This is a genomic window from Paenibacillus terricola (genome assembly GCF_014779765.1).
In the GTDB taxonomy this organism is placed as follows: domain Bacteria; phylum Bacillota; class Bacilli; order Paenibacillales; family Paenibacillaceae; genus Paenibacillus_T; species Paenibacillus_T terricola.
Genome location: NZ_JACXZA010000004.1, coordinates 77,503 through 101,649, shown reverse-complemented (window position 1 = coordinate 101,649; position 24,147 = coordinate 77,503). Strand labels below are relative to the sequence as shown.

The following is a 24,147-nucleotide window of genomic DNA, read 5'->3' as shown; positions in this document are numbered from 1 at the left end:
TGATTGTCTTAGCGCATAACAAAAACTCCTATCATTCAGCTCCACTAAACATTGTAGAGAGTATGATAGGAGTTTGTAGTCATACGAAAGTAGTACGCCGCCGTGAAAAGAACGATTTGAGCGTTGTCATTCTATCTATGACCAGAATCATTTTACTGTGTAGTACCCTAGTCGCTTACAGCCGGAAGCGAGACGGAGAAGGTTGTCCCTAGCCCCGGACTGCTGGAAACCTCGATCTCTCCGCCGTGGTCCTGAACGATTTTCTTACAAATCGGAAGTCCCAGGCCCGTTCCCTCCACTTTCGTCGTAAAAAACGGGTTAAAGATTTGCTTCATGTCCTGTGCCCGTATTCCCTCTCCCGTGTCTTGCACTTCAACAACTACTCTGGGGCCTTCTTGTGATAGCCTCAGCGTAACGGTACCGCTACCGATCCCAGCCATCGATTCAAGCGCGTTATTCAAGATGTTTACGAATACTTGCACCATCTTGCTCATATCGATCCGAACCTTCATATCCGACTTATTATCAACGTACACGAGTCGCAGTCCCAGATCGCTCACCTTCGGTCCCGTCAGATACACAACCTTTTGCAAGCATTCATGCAGAGAGTGTATGCGGTATGAAGAGGGATCTGGCTTAGAAAACTGCAGGAATTCCACGGTCAGCTTGTTCATACGGCTGATTTCATCCATCATGAGATCATACCAAGGCTCAATGTTGTGCTGACGCTGCTTCGAATGCTGCAGGAACCCTCGAAGAGATGCAAGCGGATTTCTGATTTCATGCGCAAGGCCTGCCGCCAGTTCCCCCACCACCCGCATTTTCTCATGCTCGAACATCATCTCTTCCCTTTTCATTGCTTCCTTCAGCGCGTTCTTCTGACGCTCCATCTCAACGATGTACTGGATAATCAGTACTACCGCAAGTGAAGTTAGAAAATCCGAAGTAGAGGCGAGCAAGCTATAGGTACTAAAAGAAGTATAAGAGGCACGAATAATCGTATATAGAGAAATAAGTCCGAAGCCGAGAAGCACTGCTTTGATGGTCCCTCGAACGTGTTGGTATAGTACCTTCGTCAGTAGAATGATGTAAATCGTAAAACACCAGTTCAACTGGCTGACTTCATGAAAGCACAGCAATAGAACAACCTGAGCAATCGTTATCCGCATCGGCCAGTTTGAGAAAGCCTTCTCCCCTATAATGCTGACTGTGAACATGATTCCTAATGCGATAAGTAGGAAACTATTAAGTTGTTTGCCCATAGAGAAGGAAGCGACAACCACAAACCCTATGTATAAAGGTAAAACAACATGATACATCAATCGAGAAAACATAGCAGTCTCCTATAAGTTTGTTATGTCTTTACTGTTAAGCATATATTTCGACAAAATCCGTGTTTTTTCCTCCTTTTTAATTCGGCCTATTAGCGAACTCAGAAACGAGACGTTAAAGCCGAATTGAAGAAAAAGCCGTGCCATCGATAGGCATCGGCTTTTTATCTTTCCTTAACTTATCGCTAACTGCCGCTTCCAGAAGCCTTCGGGCGATTCTACGAATTCCCATTCTTCTGCGTTCGTATGCTTAATTTCCAATACCTCAAGCTTTGGAATTACCCAAAACTTTTTATTCGCATTTACTGCTTCCGATTCCATCATTTCTTTTCCCATGGTCAACCTGCCTCCCCTTGTAACTAGATTTGCTTGGGCGGAGTTCCTTTATCGAAATCGGCAAACCATGTTTTCTCCACATTGCCTGCGTTGTCGATGCTGCGCCATTCCAACGTATGGCACGTGGCCGCCTGAACGGTGAAGGCAGCGGTATATATCACCCATTCACCGCCATTAATTCGATACTCCGTCCTATTCACACCAGAGTTATCATCCGTTGCGGTAATCGTGACCTTGAGGGCCGTTACATTGTTCTTGGGCGGTGCAACCACTGGCGTGAAGGTGCTCTTCGTCACAGGCGCCACTGCGTCTGCCGCAGTTTCGGTTTCCGTACCCTTGGTTAAATCCCACCCGCCCTGAATCGGAGTTGCAGGAGCACCCTTTGAGTCAAAGGGTATGTAAGTCCATTTTATTTTTTTGAAAAGCAGCGCAATAGATTCCTCTGTATCCTCGAAGCTATAGCTGCTTACCGTTATGCTATCAAATTCAAGCGTTAGATAGGCGTAATCCTGACCCTTGTATGGACGAGTGAATACAAGCTTGCCCTTAGGGATGTGGGTCCCTTGAAGCCCGCTCAGCATGATTGGAATAGATGACGAGTCGAAACCTTTACTTATGACAAAGCTATCAAACCCGATTTTACCGGCAGCATGGCTTGGATCAAACGTGGTTTGGTTTCCGGATATTTCATACGCGATGGACGTAAGATCAATCCACTTATCATATGGTTTGGACTTTGCCTCGCCGGCAATTCCGTCTAATCGCAGAAATAGATGGCCATTGAGATCCGCCGCGGCAGCGGGAATTACACTAAAGGTCAGGGCTAGCAGGCAGGCGGCAAACACGGACACAACAAATCTTCTCAAGTGCATCTACTCTCCTTATCATCCGCTGGATACATATTGTATCAATATATAATAAGTATATTCGGTATCTATTCATTTGTATATGGCTACTTGTTGTCTGCTTTTGCATAGCGTATACTAGATTCAAATGATACGTAACGTATCAACAAATAGACAGGGAGTGCTGATCCATTTGAGAAAATCGCTTTTATCCATTCTTGCCGCTTTAGTGTTCGCCTTAACGCTTAGCGTGGTGCCCGCCTCCGCTTCCGCAACTGACAAAGGTTACGACGTATTCATGCAGTTGGATGGCATTACGGGCGAGGTTACAAACAAGAACTATGAGAAGTGGATCGGTCTCACCTCTGTTGCATTCCAACTCTCCGGCGATTACACTGGCTTCGGTGCCGGCTCCGGCGCTGGCAAATCTCATTTCGATAGCTTCGAGATCAATAAACTTTTCGATGCCTCCTCTATTTCAATCCTGCTGGCAGCGCTCAAAGGGAAGCATATACCGAAGGGCAAAATTGTATTTACCAGGACGTTAGTCGGCGGTGAGAGGCTGCCGTTTCTAACTTTCGAGTTTAATGACATACTGGTTTCTAGTTACGACTTCAATGACACCGACGAAACGATTTCATTACAATTCGGTCAAATCAAGTGGACGTACACGAGCTATGATGCGAAAGGCAAGCCGTCAACGACCCAAAGCGGCGGTTGGGACATCAAGACCAACACCGCAATATAGGCAATAAACGTTAGGCCGGGATCCCATAGCGGGATTCCCGGCCTTTTGCTTTGACAAAATTTCGGAGTATGCCGCTCTAGCCATTACCATGAGCGATACAGGCAATGCCTGTGTCACCAGAAGTGAGACATCACTTATGCATGATACCAATCCTCCCATTGATCGGAGGACAGATAACGCACGTTATCTTGCACGACACGCCATTCCACTCGATTGAAAGCCGCTCCTCCAAGCAGAAACCGCAATCGGGGATAATTCTGCGAGGCCGACTTAATCCACTCCATAAGCTTGTCCACATAACGGCGATCCGTAACGGAAGCCGCAATGAATGAAACATGCTGACTTTCGATAATGCCGTCCAAATCCTTCAGCGGGGTATCCGGCCCCAAATACAACACATTGACTCCGCGTTTGCGCAAGAAGAGGCTAAACGACATAAGTCCGAGATGGTGGCGTTCCCCTTCCGGACAAAAGGCCGCCACTACAGGCAAATTGGGATTGACGGGGAAAACTCGAAACAAGGATGACAACCGCCTCATAATCGTTTCCGAAGCGAAATGCTCCTGCGGCACACTGATGTTTCCAGCCTCCCACTCCGCACCAACCCGGTATAGAACAGGAACGATAATATGTCGGAACGTTTCCTCGAAATCGTATAAGGCAAATGCCAGATCTATCGTATGATCCGCTTGCGTGGAATCGAACCGGATTAAATCCATATATAGCTTATCGACTAAACCATCGAATTTCCGGTCTGTCGGTTCTTGTTCGGCGGAATGCTTCGGAGGGGTGGACTCGCTTTGCTGCAGTAATTCCACTGCTTCGCTAATTTTCAAACCATTCTGTTCAATTTGATCCTTAAGGAAGCGCAGCCTGGACAGATCCACTTCGCTTAATAGGCGGTGTCCCCCGACTGTTCGACTTGGAGAAATGACCCCGTATCGGTTCTCCCAAGCACGAATCGTCACCACAGGTATGCCCAGCAGATCGGATGCCCTTTTCATGCTATACATATATAAATTCCCTCCCCAATGCAATTATACATAATCGATACAAAATGAGGAGGTTTCAACCGAAAATTTTTCAATCCTGCCTCGTTTTATAGATCTCTTGCTTATTATGTATAGATTTTGTACAATTATACCCGAAAGTCTATACATAATTGAGGAGCTCATTCAGATGAATCTTATACATGCGACCCCTTCGACAGATTCGCAAGACGTTAAGCGGCTCAATGCTGTGATGGCGGCCATCACAGACTCCTTGGCCATCATTGAGTTTGATATGGCGGGATGCGTGCATGATGTCAACGATAAGTTCGCTCGGACCATGGGGTATCAACGCTCGGAAATGAAAGGAATGCTCCATGCCTCGCTCTGTACGCCCGAGTTTCGAAACAGTCCTCAATATCGTGAGTTCTGGGAAGGCCTGCGTCAGGGAAAGACGTTCCAAAACAAGATACAAAGGGTTCGAAAAAACGGTCGACTCATCTGGCTTGAAGCGACTTATATGCCGATTCTCGATGAGCAGAACAAACCTTCCGGAATATTGAAGATAGCAACGGATATCGATGAAAGAGAACAAGCGGCTGCCCATTTGACGGAAGACCTTTTGCAGATGTCCACGGAGCTGCTCGAACGCACGCAGGAAGGTATGGCGAGCAGCAGAGAAGTCGAGGAAGCCGTTGACAACGTCGTAGCAGGCTCCGAGAATAATACGGCTGTTCTTCTTCAACTGGAAAGACAGTCCGCTTCCATTCGCGGAATCGTACAATCGATCAAAGAAGTTGCCGCTCAGACAAATCTTCTTGCCCTTAACGCTGCAATAGAGGCTGCCCACGCAAAGGAGCATGGACGCGGGTTCGCGGTAGTGGCGCAAGAGGTTCGTAAGCTGGCCGCTCAAGTCGAACAAGCAACCAGAGAGGCAAGCGAATACGTGGGAGCAATCGAGGCACGCATCCGGGAGGTCGGGATAAGCACCCAAAGCTCCCGGCTCGTTGCCGCCGAAAGCCAGAGACGGCTTCAGCACGCCTTAGGGGAATTCCAAGGAATCGAGGAAGCCGCCCATCGGCTCGACCGGAAGGCGAATGAAATCAAGCTGATTCTGAAATAAGCATCAAAGCCGTCCAGATCAGGGGGAGAATCGATGAGCTGTCGAGGTTGCAGATTAAATGAGCTTTTAATTGAAATTAAGGCCGAAGGTGCATTTAACCGGAATTTGTTGCGCGAAGCGACTGGACATGTGCGGTTCAGAAACGCATTGCTGCAGCAAACGGAGGATGAAACGGTAACAATTGACGAGATCGGCGCGCGGGAGCTAGCAGACTTTTGCAGCCATCATATGGATATCGAGGGGATCTGGTTTCGACTTCCGGAAGGGCCATGGAAACCGATGCACGAGCTTGCCGCTGTACTTGAAACGAAGTGGGTTGACAAATTAATCGCGGAGCAACGCGTTGCGATTCACTTCCAGATAATAGTCGATGCGCAGGAGCGTGTCCATGCCTATGAAGCGCTCGCCAGATTTGTTGACGATAATGGTTCCCTGCTCTATCCGAATGAGGTCTTTACCGCAGCCAGGGCACGGGGCCGGCTGTATGCGCTTGACCGCCTGTGCAGATTGCAGGCCGTCCAAGCGGCAGTCCCGCTTCGAACGAAGACGTTTATTAACTTTATTCCGACGTCGATTTATTCACCCGAATTCTGCCTCAAATCGACGGTCGAATTAGCCGCGAGATTAAATATCGACCCTTCTTTGTTTGTTTTCGAGGTTGTCGAAACAGAAAAGACGGAGGACCTGGAGCACTTGAAGCATATTTTGACGTTTTATAAAAATAAGGGGTTTCATTATGCGCTTGACGATGTTGGCGAGGGCTTCAGCACGGTGGAAGTGCTGGCAGAATTGAAACCCCATTATATGAAGCTTGATCGAAAGTATGTTCAAGGGGTAGCCGGAGATGAGCCGAAGCAGCGAACCGCGGAGCTTTTCCTTCAGACAGCCTTGCGAATCGGATCGGTACCGCTTGCTGAAGGCATTGAATCAAGAGAAGACTTTGAATGGCTCAAACAACAGGGATATGAGCTATTCCAAGGTTATCTATTCGGGAAGCCGAGCCTAATTCCGAATTCTCAACAGGAGGGTAGACATGCACATGCTGAATCATCTTACGTTGCATCGTATGATACTGGCCGGAGCCAATGAAATAATCGCAAGAGAACAAGAGCTGAACGCCATCAATGTCTTCCCTGTCCCCGATGGGGATACGGGAAGCAATTTGGCGCACTTAATGCGGATGATTCTGCGTGAGACTAAACCGAGCGACGCTTCCGCCGAGGTGCTTGATAAAGTCAGACGGGCTTGCCTAAGAGGCTCCCGCGGAAACTCCGGCATGATTTTCTCGCAGTTCATTATATCAATGTGCAGTTATATGTCGGCTCGCTTGGAACTGCAACGCCCGCAATTTATCGAAATGTGTGCGCAATCCGCGGACGCATCAAGACGTTCGGTGCAGGATCCGAGGGAAGGAACCGTGCTGTCCGTCATGAACGACTGGGTTGAGGTTCTTAGAGCCGCGGTCCCCTTAACAGAGAGCATTCCGGATCTGCTCCGCCGCTCGTTCGCCGGGGTATGCGTTTCCCTTGAGAATACGAAGCATCAGATGGAGGTGCTGCGCAAAAACAATGTGGTCGATGCCGGCGCCAAAGGCTTTGTTCATTTCTTGCAGGGCTTTATCTCTTCATTAAGTAACGATACGTTGGTAATCGATCAATACGTCGACCAGGATACGCAACCTGCCGTTCAGCCTTCTGCTGACGCTGATAGCTCATCCCATAATCTTGTTGATCTCGAATATCGTTATTGTGTCGAGTTTATGCTCGATATCCGTACTGATCTGAAAGAGATTAAGAATCGTATAGCAGCTATGGGAAACTCGATTGTAGCCGTAGGCGACGGTAACCAGGGTAAAATTCATATTCATACCGACGTTCCCGAACGGGTTGCCGAAGCGATTCAGGATCACGGCTGGATCGTCTATCAGAAGGTTGAAGACATGAAGCGGCAGCAAGACATGATCTACAACCGCCAATCATCCATTGCCCTTGTAATTGACTCCGCGTGTGATATTCCCGAGAGCTGGCTGGACGACTATCAAATTCATAGGGTTCCTCTGCACCTGCAGTTCGAACGCTCAACCTACCTAGATAAAGTAACGCTTCAATTGGGTACCTTTTACGACAAGCTTGAGCGGACTGAAGAACTGCCAACGACATCGCAGCCCGCACAAGAAACCATCGTTCTGCTCTACGAACGGCTATTGACTCATTATCAGCACATTATTTCCATTCATCTTTCCAAGCCGCTTAGCGGCACTTACGATACATGCCGACAAGCGGCCGAACGGGTTGATTCAACCAGAATACATGTAATCGATTCACGAACGTTGTCTGGCGCTTATGGGTTGATTGTTCATCGCGCCGCAGAGGCAGTTAAAGCAGGAAAGCCGATTGATCAGGTGCTTGAATTGCTGAAATCATCTATACCTCGATCAGAAATTCTAGTGAGCGTCCCCACGTTGAAGCACATGATTAGAGGGGGAAGGGTAAGCCCGCTTCAAGGAAAAATCGCAAGTTGGCTCGATATGAAGCCCATTGTGTCGGTCAACCACGCAGGTCAATCGATCCTGTATGGCAAAACCTTTTATCGACGATCCAATCTTAGCAAAATGCTGCGAATGGTGGCTCGCATCCATCGCCGCAATCCAATCCAGAGCTATGTAATCCTTCATGCTGGGGCCGAGGCCGACAGCGAATATTGCTCTGAAGAAATGATGAGGATAACCGGGCGAAGACCTCAATACATCACGAGCGTATCGCCCGTCATCGGGCTGCATGCAGGAAAGGGAGCAGTGAGCGTAGCCATGATGCTCAGCAACGATAATACGAGGAGGAATGCGTAGATGCTGGCCTTGTATGGGATCAGTGGAGCCGCCGTTTTTATCTTTATGGTCATATTATACATAGCGGCGCAATTCAAGAGAGATAACTCGATTGTAGATATCGGCTGGGGCTTAGGGTTTGTTATTATCGCATTAACGACATTCGGTTACCAAGAAGGAATGGATGGTACAAGATTGCTTGTCACAGCCTTGGTGTGTATATGGGGTATTCGCTTAGCGGTCTATCTATTCATTCGTTCGCTAGGTAGAGGAGAAGATTACCGCTATGCCGACTTTCGCAGACAATGGGGTAGACGCGCGGCGCTTATCGCCTTTTTCCGCGTTTTCATGCTGCAGGGACTTATCATGCTGCTGCTCTCCTACCCTATCATTTGCGTTAATGCCGGAAAGAACCCATCCCTTGATCTAGCCGCTTATTTGGGACTGATTGTATGGATTGTCGGATTCATGTTCCAATCCATCGGCGATTGGCAGCTGCGGCGCTTTAAGAAGAACCGCCGGAATAATGAAGAAGTGCTGACCACCGGTTTATGGCGCTATACCCGTCACCCTAATTACTTTGGCGAAGCCGTTATGTGGTGGGGAATCTCGATCATTATTCTCCCTATTCCTGGAGGCTGGGGTGCATTAATCAGCTCCCTGTTGATCAACCTTTTGTTAGTCAAAGTTTCTGGAGTGCCTTTCCTGGATCGGCGTTATGCACATAATCCGGCTTACCAACAATACAAAAAAGAAACCAATAGATTCATTCCATGGTTTCCTGAGATCGAACGCCGTTAGGGACATCAAGGCTAACAACGCAATATAGGCAATAACAAGTAAGGCCGGGAACCCATAGCGGAAATCCCGGCCTTACTTGTTGAAGAACCTGTTGAATTTCACTATAACCACCTGTGTGCCTGTCTTACTTCTTCAACGATCGCCTTAATTCCCGCATCAATCTGCTCCGGTTGCGTCTGGGAGATGCTTATCCGTAGAAACTTCTCCCGCTTCAAATAATCCGAAGAGTAAAATGCTTTTCCAGACACGACGTTGATATTCCTCTTGGCGAGCCGCTTGATAAGTTGCTCCATATTGACCGTCGATTTCATTTTGAACTGCGTATAGATGCCTGAGCCTATTCGAGGCACTTCAAGCAACCCCGCTTCATTGTATCGTTCGACCGACTCATTCAACACTCGCATACGCGACGCATATAGGCTGCTTATTGCGTGCTTGTGTCGTTCGTACATTCCGTTCTTGATATACACCTCAAGCGCCGCCTGAGACAGAAGCGATGTATCGGGATATATTTTGTAGGCATGGAAGGTATCCAGCAGGCGCTGCGGCAACACAACGGCCCCTACCCTTAAGCCTGGGAAGATGATCTTGGAGAAGCTCTTTACATAGATGACGTACGAACTTACATCGTAAGCATAGATCGGGTCGAATTGCCGCTCCGTGCCCAAGTCGGCCATATAATCGTCCTCTACGACATATACGTCGTACTTGCCGGCTAACCTTGCAATTGCTTTCCTCTCTGCCGCACGATATGAGGTGCCAAGCGGGTTATGGTACCTTGACATCGTGTAGAAGAACTTGATGTCGCCGCTTCTGAACCACTGCTCCAATTCATTCAGATCAATTCCTGCCGCCGTACGCGCAATGCCATAGACCGGTATGCGTTCCGTCTCCAGGAACCGCAAATAAATGTCGTAACTCGGTTGCTCCACTAGAATCGCTGTTTTACCGTTCGGGAACGGCATTTTGGCCAGAATTTGCAGTGCCTGCTGCGCACCAGAAGTGACGATTATCTGCTTGGCTTTAGCAAACACTTGGTCACCGGCTAAGTGGGACACAAGCGTGTGGCGGAAGGACTCCAACCCATGCGGATCGCCATAGGTAAATAGGTCGTACTTATAGATATCGATTGCTTTATTCAAACAATGCTGAAAATCAAGATAGGGGAAGGCGTCCAAATCGGGCATTACCGTAGCGAAATTGATCATTGTGTCTTCCCTATTGTCGCGCCAATCTCCCGGCTTCTCAACAACAAAGAATCCGCTTTGCGGAACCGAATAGATGGCGTGGCGCTTTTCCAGCTCCAAGTATGCCCGAATGATTGTGCTGATGCTGCACTCGTAGGAGGCTGCGGCACTGCGAACGGAAGGCAGCTTCTGACCAGGAAGGTACGTCCCCTCCCGAATCTTGCGCTCCATATCCGATAGTATTGAGAAGTATTTCTTCACATGATCCCCCTCCCGCCTGTATTTATCATAACATTTATTTTCCCGCTCTTAATATGACACTCCAACTAACTGTACCGATACAGTCATTATAAAATGCCGTTGTTCGATTGATGCGGTTGCCCTATCCTCAAATCAACGGACGCAATGTTCGCGAACACATTGCCGTAGTTAGGGGGTCGAAGCAATCATGATTTCATCTAATTCAAAGCTTGCCTATGTCTTCGCCGTGGTTAATGCGGTCATCCTTGGAATATCCTTTTTATTTGCCAAAATTGCACTCGATTACGCCAATCCGCTCGACACGTTGACCTTCCGTTTCGCCGCTTCGTTCTTGGCCATGTCCATCCCGGTGGCGTTCGGCTGGGTCAAGCTCGCATACCGCGGTAAACCTGTGTATAAAGTGTTGTTGCTGGCCATCACGTATCCGCTTGGTTTCTTCACTCTACAAGCATTTGGTCTGAAGCATGCCACCTCGGCGGAGGGAGGCATACTGTACGCATTCACCCCTGTCGTTACGATGATCCTCGCCTCTATGTACCTGAAAGAAAGGACTACCGTCTTACAGAAACTATCCATTCTTCTGTCGGTATTCGGCGTCGTGTTTATCTTCGTAATGAAAGGCAGCAGCATCGATCTATCGAATCTGACGGGAATCACCTTGTTATTGCTGACATGTGTTGCTTTTGCCGGCTATACCGTTCTGGCCCGCCCGCTATTGAAGCAATTCAGCCCGGCCGAAATTGCTTATTTGATATTGGGAATTGGATTCGTCGTTTTTCTGGTCATTACATTCACCCAGCATGCCATCGACGGCACGCTCCATTCATTTTTTGCGCCTCTTGCCAGCGGCACCTTTATCTCATCCATCCTCTACTTGGGCGTAATATCGTCGCTGGGTACGGCGTTGATGTCCATCTACATCCTGTCCAAGATGGAAGCGTCGAGGATGAGCGTGTTCGCTAATCTCTCTACGATCGTATCCATGGCAGCGGGAGCAATGTTCCTCGGTGAAGAAGTGACGGTATATCATCTGATCGGCTCTGCACTGATAATCGCAGGGGTTATTGGGACGAATCGTTTGGGGCGCAGGGAGGCATTAAAAATTGCGGTAAGCAAATGAAGAGGTTAATCGTGTGCTTGCCCAAACTGTTAGACCGTTCGACCGAATAGTGTTCCTCGTGCTATCTGTAACGGCAAGCAGGGCCATCCTTTGCGGGATGGCCCTAATTTGTTTAATAAGCGTAAGATCTGGATTCAAGCTGAACTCATAAACCTGTATAAGCCTTTGCCAGCTTGATTAATTCATCCCTCTCGCCGGTTCCCGTAACTTTCAGCTCGATAACCTGAGACCGCTCATTTTTATATTTCATCAATAACGTGTTCTCCCTTGAATACTCTTTGTACATCGCCATCAGTTGATCATTAATCTGCACTTGCTCCCACTTGCCAATATAGGTCGAAGAACCACTGGTCACTCTACCCGCAATTAGGTCAGTGGCCTCTTGGTCTAGCTTTTGGGACACAATCGCCCAGCGATTGTTAGCTAGATCATAAATATCGTAGAAGACGGGGATATAACCGATAATACGGGCATCTTCACCATTTTCCTGAAGAATCGAATTCATCAGAACTCCGTTTGAACGAATTAGCTGGGCTTCGAGAGGAGCCGGTCTTAGGATTGTAAAAGGAAACTGTTTTATCGCCCCGTCCAAGTCCATGACTTCCTTGGCATTTGTATGATTGTTCAATACATCTTCAATCGTTTCTTTGTAAGTTGGCTCTTGCCCGAATATAAGCTCCTTGAAGGCGTCAATTATTGCGTTCTTGCCCCCGTCATCTTCAATTGTGATCCTTTCACCATTCCAGTTCAGCGGGAGAACGGAAGCAGAGACTGCTGCCGAGAACACAAAGAATAAGGCAGTCGCCATGACCCACACTGCCTTGGGCCGACGCTTTATGTAACGCTGTGTGTTGTCAGTTGCCTCGCTCCCATTGGACATGGCCCGAATCCGTTCCATGACTGCACCGCTAACATCAATCGTCGGCAATATCATGCCGTCCAATTCTTCTCTTAATCCTTTAAACTCGGACGGTTTTCTCATAATTGGTGCCCTCCCAGTCAGTAGATGTTGATCTAAGCTTCTTACGGATCCGTTCGAATCGTTTACGGACTGTCCCCGCCTTTATTTCAAGATTTTCGGCAATCTCATCGAGCGTATATCCTACAATGGTGTGCAAAATGATAATTTGTCTCTCTTCAGCAGTTAAACCTCTCAATAGGTCATCGAAATTATTGTCCACTCGCTTCGATACCGCTTCCTCTGCACTTGGTTCATGAGATTGGCGCCAAAACTTGGGAAGCAACGAGTTCCACTTCTTCTGACGATTTAATAGCGTGAAGCAATGATTCCCCGCAATTTTGTAGAGCCAGGCCAGGAAAGATTGATCGATCTGATACAAATGCAAGTTCTGATAGGCTTTAATCAAGACTTCCTGTACTGCATCCTCCGCCTCCTGCCGATTTCCTAACAAATAGTAGCAATACGTAAACAATTTCTGTTGATACGCGTGAATGATTGGCTCGAAAGCATTACAATCTCCTTGTTTGACCCGGCTTATAATTTCCCCGATATTCATGCTGCAGTCCCCCCCTTCCGATGCTAGTTACGCCTATATAACTAACGAACCTGGCTGCGTGTGACATGAAAATCACCATATGGCAATATTTAAAGCCATCCTTTGAGGGATGGCTTTGAGTGTAATTAAGTTGGGGAATATCGCCTATTTAAATAGATAATGAACATTGTGTGCATCATCAAGCATTGACGCTTTCATGTTGTCCATCTCTTTAAGCTTCCTCGCTCCTTCTCATGCCTCCAAGAATAATGCTGTACCCGTCCGGGTCGGTAATAAGCGCATCGAGAAAGACCCATCCCTCATTATAGCTTTCCGTCGGTTCCATTCCGATCGTACCGCCTTTAGCCCGTACCTCTTCTACGATAAGCGAAACATCCTCCCAAGAAACATGAATGAAAGTATCCCACGGGTAATCAGGGCCTTCCCATAAACCCTCAACGTCTCTAACTTTAGCAGACATGGCATTGGGATGTACATCTTGCGGTGATACAGCCTGCTGTAAAATTACTTCCATTACAGGATACGGCGCCTCCAGATCTCCCCGCCTTGCGTACCCGGAGTCAGTCACCTCGTCGCATCCCAGCACGTGCTTGTACCAGTCCAGTGACTTCTTCAAATCGGAAACAAGGCGTACTTGAACCGTCTTAATGAACTTATCTTCCGGTTGGTGCGAGGTCGGTTCCTCCGTCTGCAACCGGTTAGCGCTCAATACGATGTTGTATCCATCATAATCGGCAATATGCGCTTTCTTATAGAGCCTACCTCCGTGCGCATATTCATAAGGCTCTACTGTAATTTTACCACCTCTTTTGCGTACTTCCTCGATGATATAAGTGAGGTTATCCCACGCGACCTCAACCAAGGAATCCCAGCCATATTCCTGACTTGCCGCTTCCGCTGGTTCATCCGTATGCTTCTGTGCGACTGCATTCGGGTGAATATCTTCCGATGATGCGGCAGTAATGACAATGAGTCCCATGCCTCCCCCGTCTCCACGCGTTGCATGTCCATAACCGCTAATGTCGTGGCATTGCAGCACATTGCGATACCATTCCTGAGACTTTCTTACATCGGATACTAGACGTACTGGGAACGTTAGTCCAAATTCGCCTCTTTTAATCGTTTCGTTGGAAGTCAAAATAACAGCTCCTCTACTACAAATATGGGTTCACTCTATAAGATGCCGAGGTGCCTACTGATCCTGACATGTACGAAAAATAATTTTTTAAAGGATTATTCTGGGATTAAAACGAACTGTATACTTGGCCATATTACAAATACGATTATAGGCGGATCATTCATGGAACGGACAGAACTGGAGTTGACTGAGCGAGCCCGACAGGGCGATAAAGAAGCTTTCAATGAATTGTTGGCCAGACAGCGCGACAAAGCGTTCTCATGGGCGAACCGGATCGTCAGCGATCCCCATCTAGCCGAGGATGTCGTTCAAGAAGCACTCATTAATGCGTTCCTGAAACTAGGCACGATTTCCGATATGACAAAGTTCTTGCCCTGGCTGCAAAAAATCGTGCGCAATCAGGCGATGATGAAATTGCGGCGTGGCGGCCCTTACGGCAAGGAGCAGCCTTTTACGAGCCTGCAACGTACAGGCCATGAAGAAGATATCGACTGGAGCCATCTCGACACAGTACTCTTCCATTACTCGAAACGGGCTTCTTCCTCCCTCCACTCCGCTGTGCCTGGCCATGCGTTCGATCTTCAACTGGCAGATACGATGTCTGATTTCATTCGCGTGCTCGGACCGAAAGAGAAACAAATTTTCGAAAAGTTTTTCTACGAGCAGCTGACGCCGGATGAGATAGCAGTCGCATTCGATACGAACGTCAACAACGTGCATAAGACGATTTCCCGCATTCGCAAGAAGCTGCACGAGCAAAAAATAGAAGTTGATATTCGCACGCAAATCCGGGCTTATTTGGATCAGACCGGCTACAAGAAAGCGATGTTGCCGAAACCGAGTTTTGGGGATGGTCCGCTCATTCACCCTGAGCTGTCTTTTCCGGTAAGCCTCTATTACGCGCTCAGGAGTGGTGGCAAACCGTTTTCAATAGCGCATGTCATCGGTTTTAGCGGTTATGCGTTCCTTCTTAATCTTGCACCGAGGATCGGTCCCGGAGGGCTTGAATTTTTCGATTGGGACACGCATATTACAAACGGTTTACTGAATATGGGCTTCCATTCCAGATATACAGATTACCAGCATTTTAAACATGCGCCCGCAAGCAAACATAAGACGGAAAAGTTTATGTTTGCGCTAAACATGATCCGGCAATCGGTGGATCGCGGCATACCCGCTCTGCTGAGCAACGGCATTCAACATGAATTCTCGCTCATCTATGGCTATGATGATCAGGCGCAGCAATTGTTCGCGGTGGATTCCATGAATACGGCTGAAATTCCTTACAGCTTCCTTTACACCGTCGGGACGAAGCTTGACCCCACATTCGAGTTAAGGGTAACACGACAGCTATACGCCTATGTCATCGATACTGAGCTTGAGACGCATGAACCGGTGCTTGCAGTCAAACGACTTGTTGAACGCATCATTCGGCATGCGGACGGCCTGGATCCTACATTCCTGCCTTGCATAAACGGTATCGCCGCTTACGACGCCTGGATGGAGGCATTTCGAACAGGAGCGATTGATCCGCTTGGCAATGCCTCTTCTTTGTTCGTTTACGGCTGGCTAAGGAAGCAAGCAGCGGACTTCTGGCTGGAGTTGTCGGCCGTTTGGCAGTCCGACGAACGATTCGCTGGGTATGAGAGGTGGTTTGAAACTTTCCAGGGAGCTGGGCAGCATTATCAACAAATCGCTGTCCTGTACAAGCAGCTAGGTGAGGTGTTCCCTTTCCCGAACGGAGGAGATCCTTATGAGCCTAGCACTGCTGCCGCGGCAGTTGAATTATTGAGGAAGATTAAAGAGGCTGAAATTAACGCTGTGGCTTTGTTGAGGAGCAGTATTATTATGCAAGAGCAGCAGCCCATCGTACATATTCCGAGCAGTCCGTTTTATTCATTCGGCGGGTACAGGGCGAAGCCGAAGCAGCTCGTCCCCGAGCGGCCGACATTGCTTGCGGTGCTTGTCCTGTGCAGCGATTTGAAAGCATCGCTGCAATTTTATAGTCGGCTGCTCGGAATGCCGCTGCATCCGGAGATGGTCGACAGTCCAGTCGGCGTATTTCCGCTTCAGGACGGGCGAAGTATTGTGCTTATGGACAGAAGGCTCAGCCTTGTCCATATTGATTGGCGCCCTGTTCTAGCGATTGCTGTGCCTGACATTCGTCTTACCTTCGCTGAATTGAAGAGGCAGAATTGGGAGGTCGTATACGCGCTCGATGAAGGTGGAGTGCAGATGGATTTCTTCATTGTCGCCGATAAGGATGGGCATCAGCTGTTCGTATGCAGTTCATCTTTCAAGATGAGCAGTGCAGCTGGCCTTAATCCTTATCATCCCATCAAGCCGCAACTGCATCGCACTTGCCTGCACGTCAAGGATAAATGGGCGGCGCTGCAAACCTATACGCAAGCTTTCGGAGCGTCTGCTGTGGGTGAGGTGATGCAATTCGAGAGTAAATTCCATCGCAAAGAAGCCCAATCCCGTATCCAGCTCTTGACTGACCAGTTCGATCAAGCCTACCGGGAGCTCCGCGAGACTGGCATGACCTTTGTCCGTTATCCTGGGGAACTGGACGACGGTACGGAGGGCATGATCGTTGCCGACCCGGATGGCTATCTGATTACGATTCGGGTAGAGCGATAAATTTGTTTTTTGTGTTCAAACAATGAAACATCCTTTGTATCAACTATCTACAGTTCAGCGTATCAACTATAGAACGAAATCGAAGGGCACCCGAATCGGTGCCCTTCTCTATTGGAATAGGAATCGTTTCATAGCATGCTAAACATGATTCATTGAGGCAGCGAGTTGTCGGACTGAAACTGCTCCAGAAGTTTCCGTGTGTCGATGTCCGGTTCCGGATAATTAAGGTCCAGACTCTCCATTGCATTTAAAATAATACGGAGCACCAAGTAGTCGCGGAACCATCGCTCATTAGCCGGGACGATGTGCCACGGGGAGTGTTTGGTTGCCGTGTGACGAAAGGCATCTTCATAGGCATCAACGTATGAGTCCCAGTAACGCCGCTCAGCCAGATCACTCGGATCGAACTTCCAGTACTTCTCCGGATCCGTCAGACGTTCACGAATTTTCTCGAGCTGAAATTCGGGCGAAATATGTAAGAAAATTTTGATTAGCAACACGCCGCTGTTCGTAAGCAGTTTCTCGAAATGCCGAATATTCTTCATCCGAGTTGCTGCTTCCTCGTCCTGAATCGTGCCATGAACTCGGGTAATCAGCACATCCTCATAGTAGGATCGGTTAAACGCGGTAATATACCCTTTGGCCGGGACAACCTTATGCGTTCTCCACAAGAAGTCATGGGCAGACTCTTCAGGAGTCGGCTTCTTGAAGCTTTCCGCTCGAAAGCCTTGTGGATTCAGATTGGACAGTACTTTCTTAATGACCCCGTCCTTACCGCTGCAATCCATCCCCTGGAACAAAATGAGCACGCCATTCGTCTTCGAGGCAAACAACTTGTCCTGCAGTTTGCGAAGCTTCCGTTCCATCTGTTCAAACTCGTCTTGAATATCTTCCTTGCTCGCAAAGCCGCCCGTCTCGTTCGGGTCGAAGCGACTCAGAACGTGCTTGTCTGATTTGATCAACCGATAGTTTTTCAACATTGGGAACTCCTCCTCAAACCCTTTTCAATTTCTTGATATATTCGGGATAATACCATCAGAACCCTTCAGGACAGGATTAATATGCTTTACCCGAAAATGCTGCTCCCGACTCTCTTCCGTTTGTTTCAATCATAGGGAGCTAACCCTTCGATACGAACGGATTGCCTTCATGCCAGAAACGATAGGGATAATCCTTGGCTTCTCCCGTATTATCAATTCCAACTCTTGGCCCGACCGCCACCGCTGCCACCTCTCTGCCGGCGGCGATAAATAATGGTCGTTCGAATAAACTTACACCATAGAACTCCATGCCAATCCCAAGAGCTTTGGTCAACTTACCCGGTCCGTTCGTCAGCTCTTGCTCCTTCTTTACGCTTCCGCGGCGCTTGTACATCCTTTCTATTCCTGCGCAAGGTTCAAGTGCCCGAATTAAAACACTTTGCGGCTCACCTATCCCCCCGCTTACCACGTTTATAAGACAGTGCGTATGGATCAAATGCGTGTAGGCCCGTCCAGCAGGTCCGAACATAACCTCCGTTCTCCGCGTCCTACGGTTGTTGAAGCTGTGTGCCGCTCGGTCATTCGGCCCTAAGTATGCTTCGGTCTCAACAATCCAACCCGAGACGGGACCCGATTCGGTTTCATTCACCAGCAGCATCCCAAGGAGAGACTGCGCTAATTCCAGGGTCGGTTGTTGGAAAAAAGATTCTTTCATAGGCTGTTGCATTCTTGCCTCACCTTCCTTAATACCTGTTTAGTCATCCGTTAATATACTTTCATTTTTCATCAAGCTCCACACCTTATTAAATGAATGAAAATGAATTAGAAATAAAACAAAGGCACTCATTAGAGTGCCCCTGGGCTAAAACGTACTGGAATTGCAACGCGATTTTCTACGATGTAACATCATCGAAATTCTGCAAAAGGCGCTGCTCCAGCCCCTCTTCGTTTGTTTTTAATTCTTGCATGATCGGAATAGACATATCGGTATTGGGATTGTATTTCAGGCCCCAGTGCATAATGGCAAAAACGACCGGAAACAGGTCAAGCGCCTTTTGCGTTGGCCGGTACATCGTTTGTGCGCGGTTCGAATCTCCTTCTATCTTGACGAGCAGGCCTGCTTCGACGAGAGATAAGAGCCGTGCGCTCAGAATATTAGTTGCGATGCGCTCGCGTGAAGCAAGAAACTCGCGGTAATGCCGCTTGTTATGGATAAGGACGTCACGAAGGATGACGAGGCTCCATGGATCCCCCCATATGTCGAGCGCATATACGATTGGACAAACTGTGGATTCTCGCTTTTTCATAAGCAAGATTATACGCTTTGTGCTTGCATTTTGCAATTAATTGTACTTGCATATTGCAAGTGAATGGTCTATACTCACTAGTGAAGTTAACAAATATTGGGAAGGTGTTTGCTGAATGAATCCGAACTACAGTACTTCTTTTACCGTAGATCAAAGTCCCGAAGAAGTCTTCGCCGCTATCAATAACGCCCGCGGTTGGTGGTCGGAAGAACTTGAAGGCAGAACCGACGAACTTGGCGAGTTTAAGCACCACTACCAAGACATTCACCGCTGCACCATTCAAATCACCGAGCTTATACCTGGTGAGAAGGTTCGTTGGCATATTACAGACAACTACTTCAACTTCGTAGCGGATAAGAGCGAATGGAAGGATACCGACATTGTCTTCGAAATCGCCAAGAATGGCGACCAGACGGAGGTTCGCTTTACGCACGTAGGTCTAGTCCCCTCGTATGAATGCTACAGCGTTTGCTCGGACTCCTGGGGCACCTATATCAACGGCAGCCTGCGCAGTTTGATTACGGAGGGTAAAGGCCAGCCCAACCAGAGCGAGCGAATTGCGAGCAAACACGGCTTAGAGAACGCTTAGAACTCCCTTGTCCATAGCGCGAAATTCAAAGGCACCCGGTCGGGTGCCTTTTCGAATAGGGTGATTAGTAAAGCCGTTTGCCCGCGGCCAAAGTTATGAATTACCGACAAGATGTATCAGTCAACGAAAAACTTGATCTAATTCGGGCTCCCAATAACGATAAGCTTTAGGGCCATCCTTGGCAGGGTGGCCCTTTCAGCAATCTCACTATGTTTCGAATGTCATAATTCATAATCCTATATCCAATCATTGAAATGATCGGTTACAAATCGAATCTCCCTCTCATAGTGCGCCAAGTGTCCGTCATCAACCATTTTTTGAAAAGCAGGCTTTCCTTCCTCAGCGCCCTTTCGGAGCGTATCGCACATTGCAGTCAATCTTTGAACAATCCACTTGCACAGTTCACTAGGGACAGGCGTTCCATACGATTCGAAAAACAATTGAATTCGTCGACGACGCTCTGAAGCGTGCAAATCCGCTTGGTACTCTACCGTTCTTCCCGTGGAATGGTCTGGCGAGAAGCTCGCAAGCGGAACCGATGTATAAAGAGAGTACGCAATATCCCACATACGCGGACCGGGTCCAGCCATGTCAAAATCAATCAGCGCCACTGGAGTCCCCTGTTGGAAGACTACATTGTACAGCGCAGCGTCATTATGACATATTACTTCATGCTCGCGATCATCTACGTAACTAAGCTGCCAATTGCCCTTCGATATGAGCGTCGATCCTTCAGTCGCATCATGAAATCGGCGTAAAAGACGTGCTAAATTCACAAGCGTTTCGTCCGACCACATATAGGGTTCAAGTTCAGGATAATCGTTTCCTGGAACTTCTCCTGAGATGAATGTTAATATTTCACGATCAGAGTCATCGATTCCGAGAAATCTTGGTGCTCCCTCGAAGCCTTTCTTCTCTAGATGTTTAAGCAGCTCATGAACAGACGAGCTCCAATAACCAGTAGGGCGAAGAACTGTATTATCCCTACGTACAATGTGATTAACATTTCCGCCAGTTAACACTTCTTCCTCAGTCACTATGCCTCCCCCTTCCCTTCCATTCAATGCCCAAGCATATGAATAAGAGAATCTACATATATTTTGCCCAAGCCGCCGTTTTTCAGTTGTTCGAACATCCCAACTTAACAACAGAGGAGAGAAAAATAATGAAGATTTTACACACATTAATTCGCGTTTACGGTGAACAAGATGAATTGGATACAACCATACGCTTTTACGAGTCGCTCTATGATCAAAATTGCTCCAATCGGTTTTCCTATGATGAGAAAGAGCTAGAACTGGCTGTCGTTGCTCATACTTTAATTATTGCGGGAACGCCGGAAGCTAGAAAACCTTTTGAAGCTACACGAGCTACTTTTTTAGTAACGGATATTCACGAAATTAAAGATCGCCTTCTGGCCGAGGGCTCAAAAGTATTGGAAATGCCCCAAAAGGTGCCAACAGGTTGGAACATGTTAGTGGAACACCCCGATGGTATTCGCGTAGAGTATGTGGAACATATTATAGCGGATGTACAGAAGGTAAATAAGGTTTATTAACATTTCAGCTGAGACCAATTGCGATCAGCAATGCGGCTCCAACTCCGACTACCTTCGAAATCGTTTAAAGAAGACCCGCAAGTCTTGAACCATTAGATCGGGAACTTCCATAGCGGCAAAATGACCCCCCTGGTCAAATTCGGTCCAGTGAACGACGGAGTGTTCGCCCTCCGCTAGAGAACGCACAGGCAAAGCTTGCTCGTAAGGAAGCACCGCCACGCCCATAGGGACAGGGCACGAGCCCAATACGCCTTTCGATTTGAAATTCTCGTAGTACAGCCGAGCGGACGATCCCGCGGTGCCGGTTAACCAATACAGCATCACGTTAGTTAGCATTCGATCGTCATCCACCCGACAAGCCGGGTCGGTCCACTCCCAGAACTTTTCAACGATCCATGCCAGCTGTCCAACCGGGGAGTCCGTGAGCGCATAGGACAACGTTTGCGGCCGGGTCGCCTGCAGTCTCATATACCCCGCGGGAGCGGACCGGTGCTGTCGAGACCTCTCAAGCCTGTCTCGCTCCCCCTGGGCCAGTTCTTTCGGATCGAAATCGTCGGCTGGAATCGTATGCAGGAAGTTCAGATGCACGCCGCACATATGCTCGTGATCCACTTCGGCCAATGCCCTGGAAATGAACGCCCCCCAATCGCCGCCTTGGGCGCCGTATCTTGTGTATCCTAGCCGTCTCATGAGCTCCGCCCAAGCCCGGGCAACCCTTCTTACGTCCCATCCCGACTCCTGGGTAGGACCTGAGAAGCCGAAGCCTGGGATCGACGGGATAACCAAATGAAAGGCGTCGGCCGGATCTCCGCCATGAGACCTCGGGTCGACAAGCGGTCCAATCATGTCGAGGAATTCAACGATCGAGCCCGGCCAGCCGTGGGTAAGAATAAGCGGCAGCGCATCCCGCTCCGGAGACAGAACATGCAGGAAATGAATGTTCGCCCCATCGATCGTTAATGTATATTGCGGAAAGCTGTTTAACCAAGCTTCATGTTTACGCCAATCGTACGAGATGCGCCAATAGTCCGCCAGCCTCCTGAGATAGTCGAGCGGCACTCCGTAATTCCAACCTTCTTCCGACAATTCATCCGGCCAACGAGTTCGGGCTAGCCGGTCCACAAGGTCGTCGAGCTCACCTTGCGGAATCTCGATAGAAAACGGCCTTATTTCCTCACCGTATATCTCCATAGGATCATCCTCCATATTCCCACCCTAAAGTTGTAAAGTCTTTAATTAGCCCTTATTTTACAATCGAATACGCATAAAGGATAATATAGGATGATAACGATTTACCCATCCATTCATTACATTCGTTATATGGAAAAGAGGCGTATCCATTGGAGCTTCTGCAATTGAAATATTTCCGTACGGTTGCCAGATTGGAGCATATGACCAAGGCGGCTGAACAACTTCATATCGCACAACCTGCTCTCAGCAGGATGATTTCCAGACTAGAGGAGGATCTAGGCGTCCCGCTGTTTGATCGCGTGAACAGGCAAATTCGTCTTAACGCATACGGCAGAACCTTTTTATCCAAAGTCGAATTGGCCTTATCCCTACTGGAAGAAGGAAAGAAGGAAGTAGTGGAGATGGCTGGACTAGAACGGGGAACGGTCAGCATCGCTACGAATACATTAAGCTGTCTCTCGCCTGCTGTAGCGGCTTTTCGCGAGAAGTTTCCACATGTCAGTTTCCGCATTAATCAGATTGCACCTACCGAGACTCATAGTATTGGTGAGCTCCTGGAGCAGGGTATTACAGATTTCGGGTTTGGACCAATAGCTATTCGCAAGCCAGGCATTCGAGAATGCTCCGTACTGCAGACAGAGATCTTCCTAGCCGTGCCATGCGGGCACCGATTGGAGAATCAGAGCAGCATTACATTGGAGCAGGCAGCAGACGAACCGTTCATTGAATATAAGATCGGACATCCGTTTCGCCAGGTCAATGACGAGATCAGTCGCAGAACGGGAATTCAGAGGACCATTATTTGTGAGGTGGATGAGCCCGCCGCTTTGCACGGCCTAGTACGAACAGGTCTAGGGGTTGCATTCATCCCAGGTTGCAAATGGAATGAAGTAACGCAATATTCCTTGCTTCCTATCCAAGACTCGGATAACAAACATACCTTTTTCATATCATGGAATGAAACGAGATATCTGTCTGAGGCGGCGCGAGAATTTCAAAATTTCATAATCAAGTATTACGCTAACGAGCAAAAGTGAGCCAACATCCCACAGATCCGTTAGAACATTCATTAGTATTCTCATAACAGTATCATGATCAGCAACGAGTTTATGGCCATCCTTTGCGGTGGCTTGCCCCCCATGGATACAGGCTTTATTATTTCACCTGTCTATCGCACAGGGAGCATATCATAAGATCACCTTTTTCTTATTACACCGCAAGTGTTCCTATTCTTCCTTCTTGAAGTAATGGATCGGTCGGATCTCAATACCCCATCCAAACTGCTCTCCCGCGCCAATCTGTACGGCCGGATGCAAAGAAGCTATCTGGATCGCTTCTTCCATGTCCCGTGCTTCTATGAGAAAAGCGCTGCCAATCATCTCCTTCGCTTCTGTAAAAGGACCGTCCGTAACCTTCACCTTCCCATTCGCCTGCCTTAAACATTTCGTTTCAGGGGCAAGACCTGCATCGATAATCAATTGACCGCTATTGTAAAGTTCATCCAGGTGTGGCGGACACTGATTCATAACCGCGTCAATCTCCTCCTTGGGACGAGCGTCCATTCTCGCCGAGTCCAAGTAACCCAAACAAAGGAATTTCATTGTGTATTTCCCCTTTGACGTTAAATTGAAGCAACGATTGTGCCTCTATTTAATTAAC

24 protein-coding genes and 1 pseudogene are annotated in these 24,147 nt (G+C 48.2%); 11 read left to right on the top strand and 14 right to left on the bottom strand.

Going from position 1 to position 24,147, the window contains the following annotated elements:
* Positions 1-167 precede the first annotated feature (167 nt).
* The 3 genes from H8B09_RS16590 to H8B09_RS16580 form a co-directional block, all read right to left on the bottom strand.
* Complete coding sequence (locus H8B09_RS16590) at positions 168-1,217, bottom strand: two-component system sensor histidine kinase NtrB (protein ID WP_224753689.1); 1,050 nt, start codon at positions 1,215-1,217, stop codon at positions 168-170.
* A 288-nt stretch (positions 1,218-1,505) separates the two neighbouring features.
* A complete protein-coding gene (locus H8B09_RS16585) occupies positions 1,506-1,667 on the bottom strand; it encodes a hypothetical protein (protein WP_191204672.1) in 162 nt (53 codons plus the stop codon).
* Between the two features lie 23 nt (positions 1,668-1,690).
* Positions 1,691-2,533, bottom strand: a complete 843-nt coding sequence (locus H8B09_RS16580) for an Hcp family type VI secretion system effector (RefSeq protein ID WP_191204671.1) — start codon at positions 2,531-2,533, stop codon at positions 1,691-1,693.
* A 172-nt stretch (positions 2,534-2,705) separates the two neighbouring features.
* Here H8B09_RS16580 and H8B09_RS16575 point away from each other — a divergent pair, with 172 nt between their 5' ends.
* Positions 2,706-3,260, top strand: coding sequence for an Hcp family type VI secretion system effector (locus H8B09_RS16575; protein WP_191204670.1), 555 nt, complete (start codon positions 2,706-2,708; stop codon positions 3,258-3,260).
* A gap of 134 nt (positions 3,261-3,394) precedes the next feature.
* On the opposite strand, the gene H8B09_RS16570 is transcribed toward H8B09_RS16575, so the two are convergent.
* Positions 3,395-4,273 carry a MerR family transcriptional regulator gene (locus tag H8B09_RS16570; RefSeq protein ID WP_191204669.1) on the bottom strand — a complete coding sequence of 293 codons (879 nt, stop codon included), beginning with the start codon at positions 4,271-4,273 and terminating at the stop codon, positions 3,395-3,397.
* A gap of 106 nt (positions 4,274-4,379) precedes the next feature.
* Here H8B09_RS16570 and H8B09_RS31390 point away from each other — a divergent pair.
* From H8B09_RS31390 to H8B09_RS16550, 5 genes and pseudogenes are all read left to right on the top strand, one after another.
* Positions 4,380-4,844 (top strand): annotated as a pseudogene (locus H8B09_RS31390) (PAS domain-containing protein); the annotation flags it as partial.
* A 33-nt stretch (positions 4,845-4,877) separates the two neighbouring features.
* Positions 4,878-5,372, top strand: coding sequence for a methyl-accepting chemotaxis protein (locus H8B09_RS31385; RefSeq protein WP_441343350.1), 495 nt, complete (start codon positions 4,878-4,880; stop codon positions 5,370-5,372).
* 33 nt (positions 5,373-5,405) lie between these two features.
* Entirely contained in the window at positions 5,406-6,461 is a 1,056-nt protein-coding gene (locus H8B09_RS16560) for an EAL domain-containing protein (protein WP_191204668.1), read from the top strand.
* Entirely contained in the window at positions 6,406-8,217 is a 1,812-nt protein-coding gene (locus H8B09_RS16555) for a DegV family protein (protein WP_191204667.1), read from the top strand. Before H8B09_RS16560 ends, H8B09_RS16555 begins: the two co-directional genes overlap by 56 nt.
* Positions 8,218-8,997, top strand: coding sequence for a DUF1295 domain-containing protein (locus H8B09_RS16550; protein ID WP_191204666.1), 780 nt, complete (start codon positions 8,218-8,220; stop codon positions 8,995-8,997).
* Between the two features lie 101 nt (positions 8,998-9,098).
* Here the strand turns inward: H8B09_RS16550 and H8B09_RS16545 are convergent, their stop codons facing one another.
* A complete protein-coding gene (locus tag H8B09_RS16545) occupies positions 9,099-10,445 on the bottom strand; it encodes an aminotransferase-like domain-containing protein (protein WP_191204665.1) in 1,347 nt (448 codons plus the stop codon).
* A gap of 187 nt (positions 10,446-10,632) precedes the next feature.
* Between H8B09_RS16545 and H8B09_RS16540 the strand changes: the two genes are divergently transcribed.
* Positions 10,633-11,565, top strand: coding sequence for a DMT family transporter (locus H8B09_RS16540; RefSeq protein ID WP_191204664.1), 933 nt, complete (start codon positions 10,633-10,635; stop codon positions 11,563-11,565).
* Positions 11,566-11,710: 145 nt separating this feature from the next.
* On the opposite strand, the gene H8B09_RS16535 is transcribed toward H8B09_RS16540, so the two are convergent.
* The 3 genes from H8B09_RS16535 to H8B09_RS16525 form a co-directional block, all read right to left on the bottom strand.
* A complete protein-coding gene (locus tag H8B09_RS16535) occupies positions 11,711-12,547 on the bottom strand; it encodes a hypothetical protein (protein ID WP_191204663.1) in 837 nt (278 codons plus the stop codon).
* The gene (locus H8B09_RS16530; RefSeq protein ID WP_191204662.1) at positions 12,525-13,082 is read right to left on the bottom strand and encodes an RNA polymerase sigma factor; all 558 of its coding nucleotides are present in this window, start codon (positions 13,080-13,082) and stop codon (positions 12,525-12,527) included. Before H8B09_RS16530 ends, H8B09_RS16535 begins: the two co-directional genes overlap by 23 nt.
* A gap of 211 nt (positions 13,083-13,293) precedes the next feature.
* Positions 13,294-14,220: a VOC family protein gene (locus tag H8B09_RS16525; protein WP_191204661.1), complete on the bottom strand. Its 927-nt coding sequence runs from the start codon at positions 14,218-14,220 to the stop codon at positions 13,294-13,296.
* A gap of 162 nt (positions 14,221-14,382) precedes the next feature.
* Between H8B09_RS16525 and H8B09_RS16520 the strand changes: the two genes are divergently transcribed.
* Positions 14,383-16,863 carry a sigma-70 family RNA polymerase sigma factor gene (locus H8B09_RS16520; RefSeq protein WP_191204660.1) on the top strand — a complete coding sequence of 827 codons (2,481 nt, stop codon included), beginning with the start codon at positions 14,383-14,385 and terminating at the stop codon, positions 16,861-16,863.
* A gap of 149 nt (positions 16,864-17,012) precedes the next feature.
* Here H8B09_RS16520 and H8B09_RS16515 read toward each other — a convergent pair whose 3' ends face one another.
* The 3 genes from H8B09_RS16515 to H8B09_RS16505 all read right to left on the bottom strand — a co-directional run bounded on the left by H8B09_RS16515 (position 17,013) and on the right by H8B09_RS16505 (position 19,150).
* On the bottom strand, positions 17,013-17,843 hold the full coding sequence (locus H8B09_RS16515; RefSeq protein WP_191204659.1) for a PPK2 family polyphosphate kinase: 831 nt from the start codon (positions 17,841-17,843) through the stop codon (positions 17,013-17,015).
* A gap of 139 nt (positions 17,844-17,982) precedes the next feature.
* Positions 17,983-18,570: a DNA-3-methyladenine glycosylase gene (locus H8B09_RS16510; protein ID WP_191204658.1), complete on the bottom strand. Its 588-nt coding sequence runs from the start codon at positions 18,568-18,570 to the stop codon at positions 17,983-17,985.
* Between the two features lie 166 nt (positions 18,571-18,736).
* A complete protein-coding gene (locus tag H8B09_RS16505) occupies positions 18,737-19,150 on the bottom strand; it encodes a winged helix-turn-helix transcriptional regulator (RefSeq protein ID WP_191204657.1) in 414 nt (137 codons plus the stop codon).
* 115 nt (positions 19,151-19,265) lie between these two features.
* Between H8B09_RS16505 and H8B09_RS16500 the strand changes: the two genes are divergently transcribed.
* Positions 19,266-19,739, top strand: a complete 474-nt coding sequence (locus tag H8B09_RS16500) for an SRPBCC family protein (protein ID WP_191204656.1) — start codon at positions 19,266-19,268, stop codon at positions 19,737-19,739.
* A 236-nt stretch (positions 19,740-19,975) separates the two neighbouring features.
* On the opposite strand, the gene H8B09_RS16495 is transcribed toward H8B09_RS16500, so the two are convergent.
* Positions 19,976-20,776 carry a phosphotransferase gene (locus H8B09_RS16495; protein WP_318152644.1) on the bottom strand — a complete coding sequence of 267 codons (801 nt, stop codon included), beginning with the start codon at positions 20,774-20,776 and terminating at the stop codon, positions 19,976-19,978.
* A gap of 128 nt (positions 20,777-20,904) precedes the next feature.
* Between H8B09_RS16495 and H8B09_RS16490 the strand changes: the two genes are divergently transcribed.
* A complete protein-coding gene (locus tag H8B09_RS16490) occupies positions 20,905-21,297 on the top strand; it encodes a VOC family protein (RefSeq protein ID WP_191204655.1) in 393 nt (130 codons plus the stop codon).
* A 48-nt stretch (positions 21,298-21,345) separates the two neighbouring features.
* On the opposite strand, the gene H8B09_RS16485 is transcribed toward H8B09_RS16490, so the two are convergent.
* Positions 21,346-22,488, bottom strand: a complete 1,143-nt coding sequence (locus tag H8B09_RS16485; protein WP_191204654.1) for an epoxide hydrolase family protein — start codon at positions 22,486-22,488, stop codon at positions 21,346-21,348.
* 149 nt (positions 22,489-22,637) lie between these two features.
* On the opposite strand from H8B09_RS16485, the gene H8B09_RS16480 reads away from it, so the two are divergent.
* Entirely contained in the window at positions 22,638-23,525 is an 888-nt protein-coding gene (locus H8B09_RS16480; protein ID WP_191204653.1) for a LysR family transcriptional regulator, read from the top strand.
* 189 nt (positions 23,526-23,714) lie between these two features.
* Here the strand turns inward: H8B09_RS16480 and H8B09_RS16475 are convergent, their stop codons facing one another.
* On the bottom strand, positions 23,715-24,089 hold the full coding sequence (locus H8B09_RS16475) for a YciI family protein (protein ID WP_191204652.1): 375 nt from the start codon (positions 24,087-24,089) through the stop codon (positions 23,715-23,717).
* Positions 24,090-24,147 lie beyond the last annotated feature (58 nt).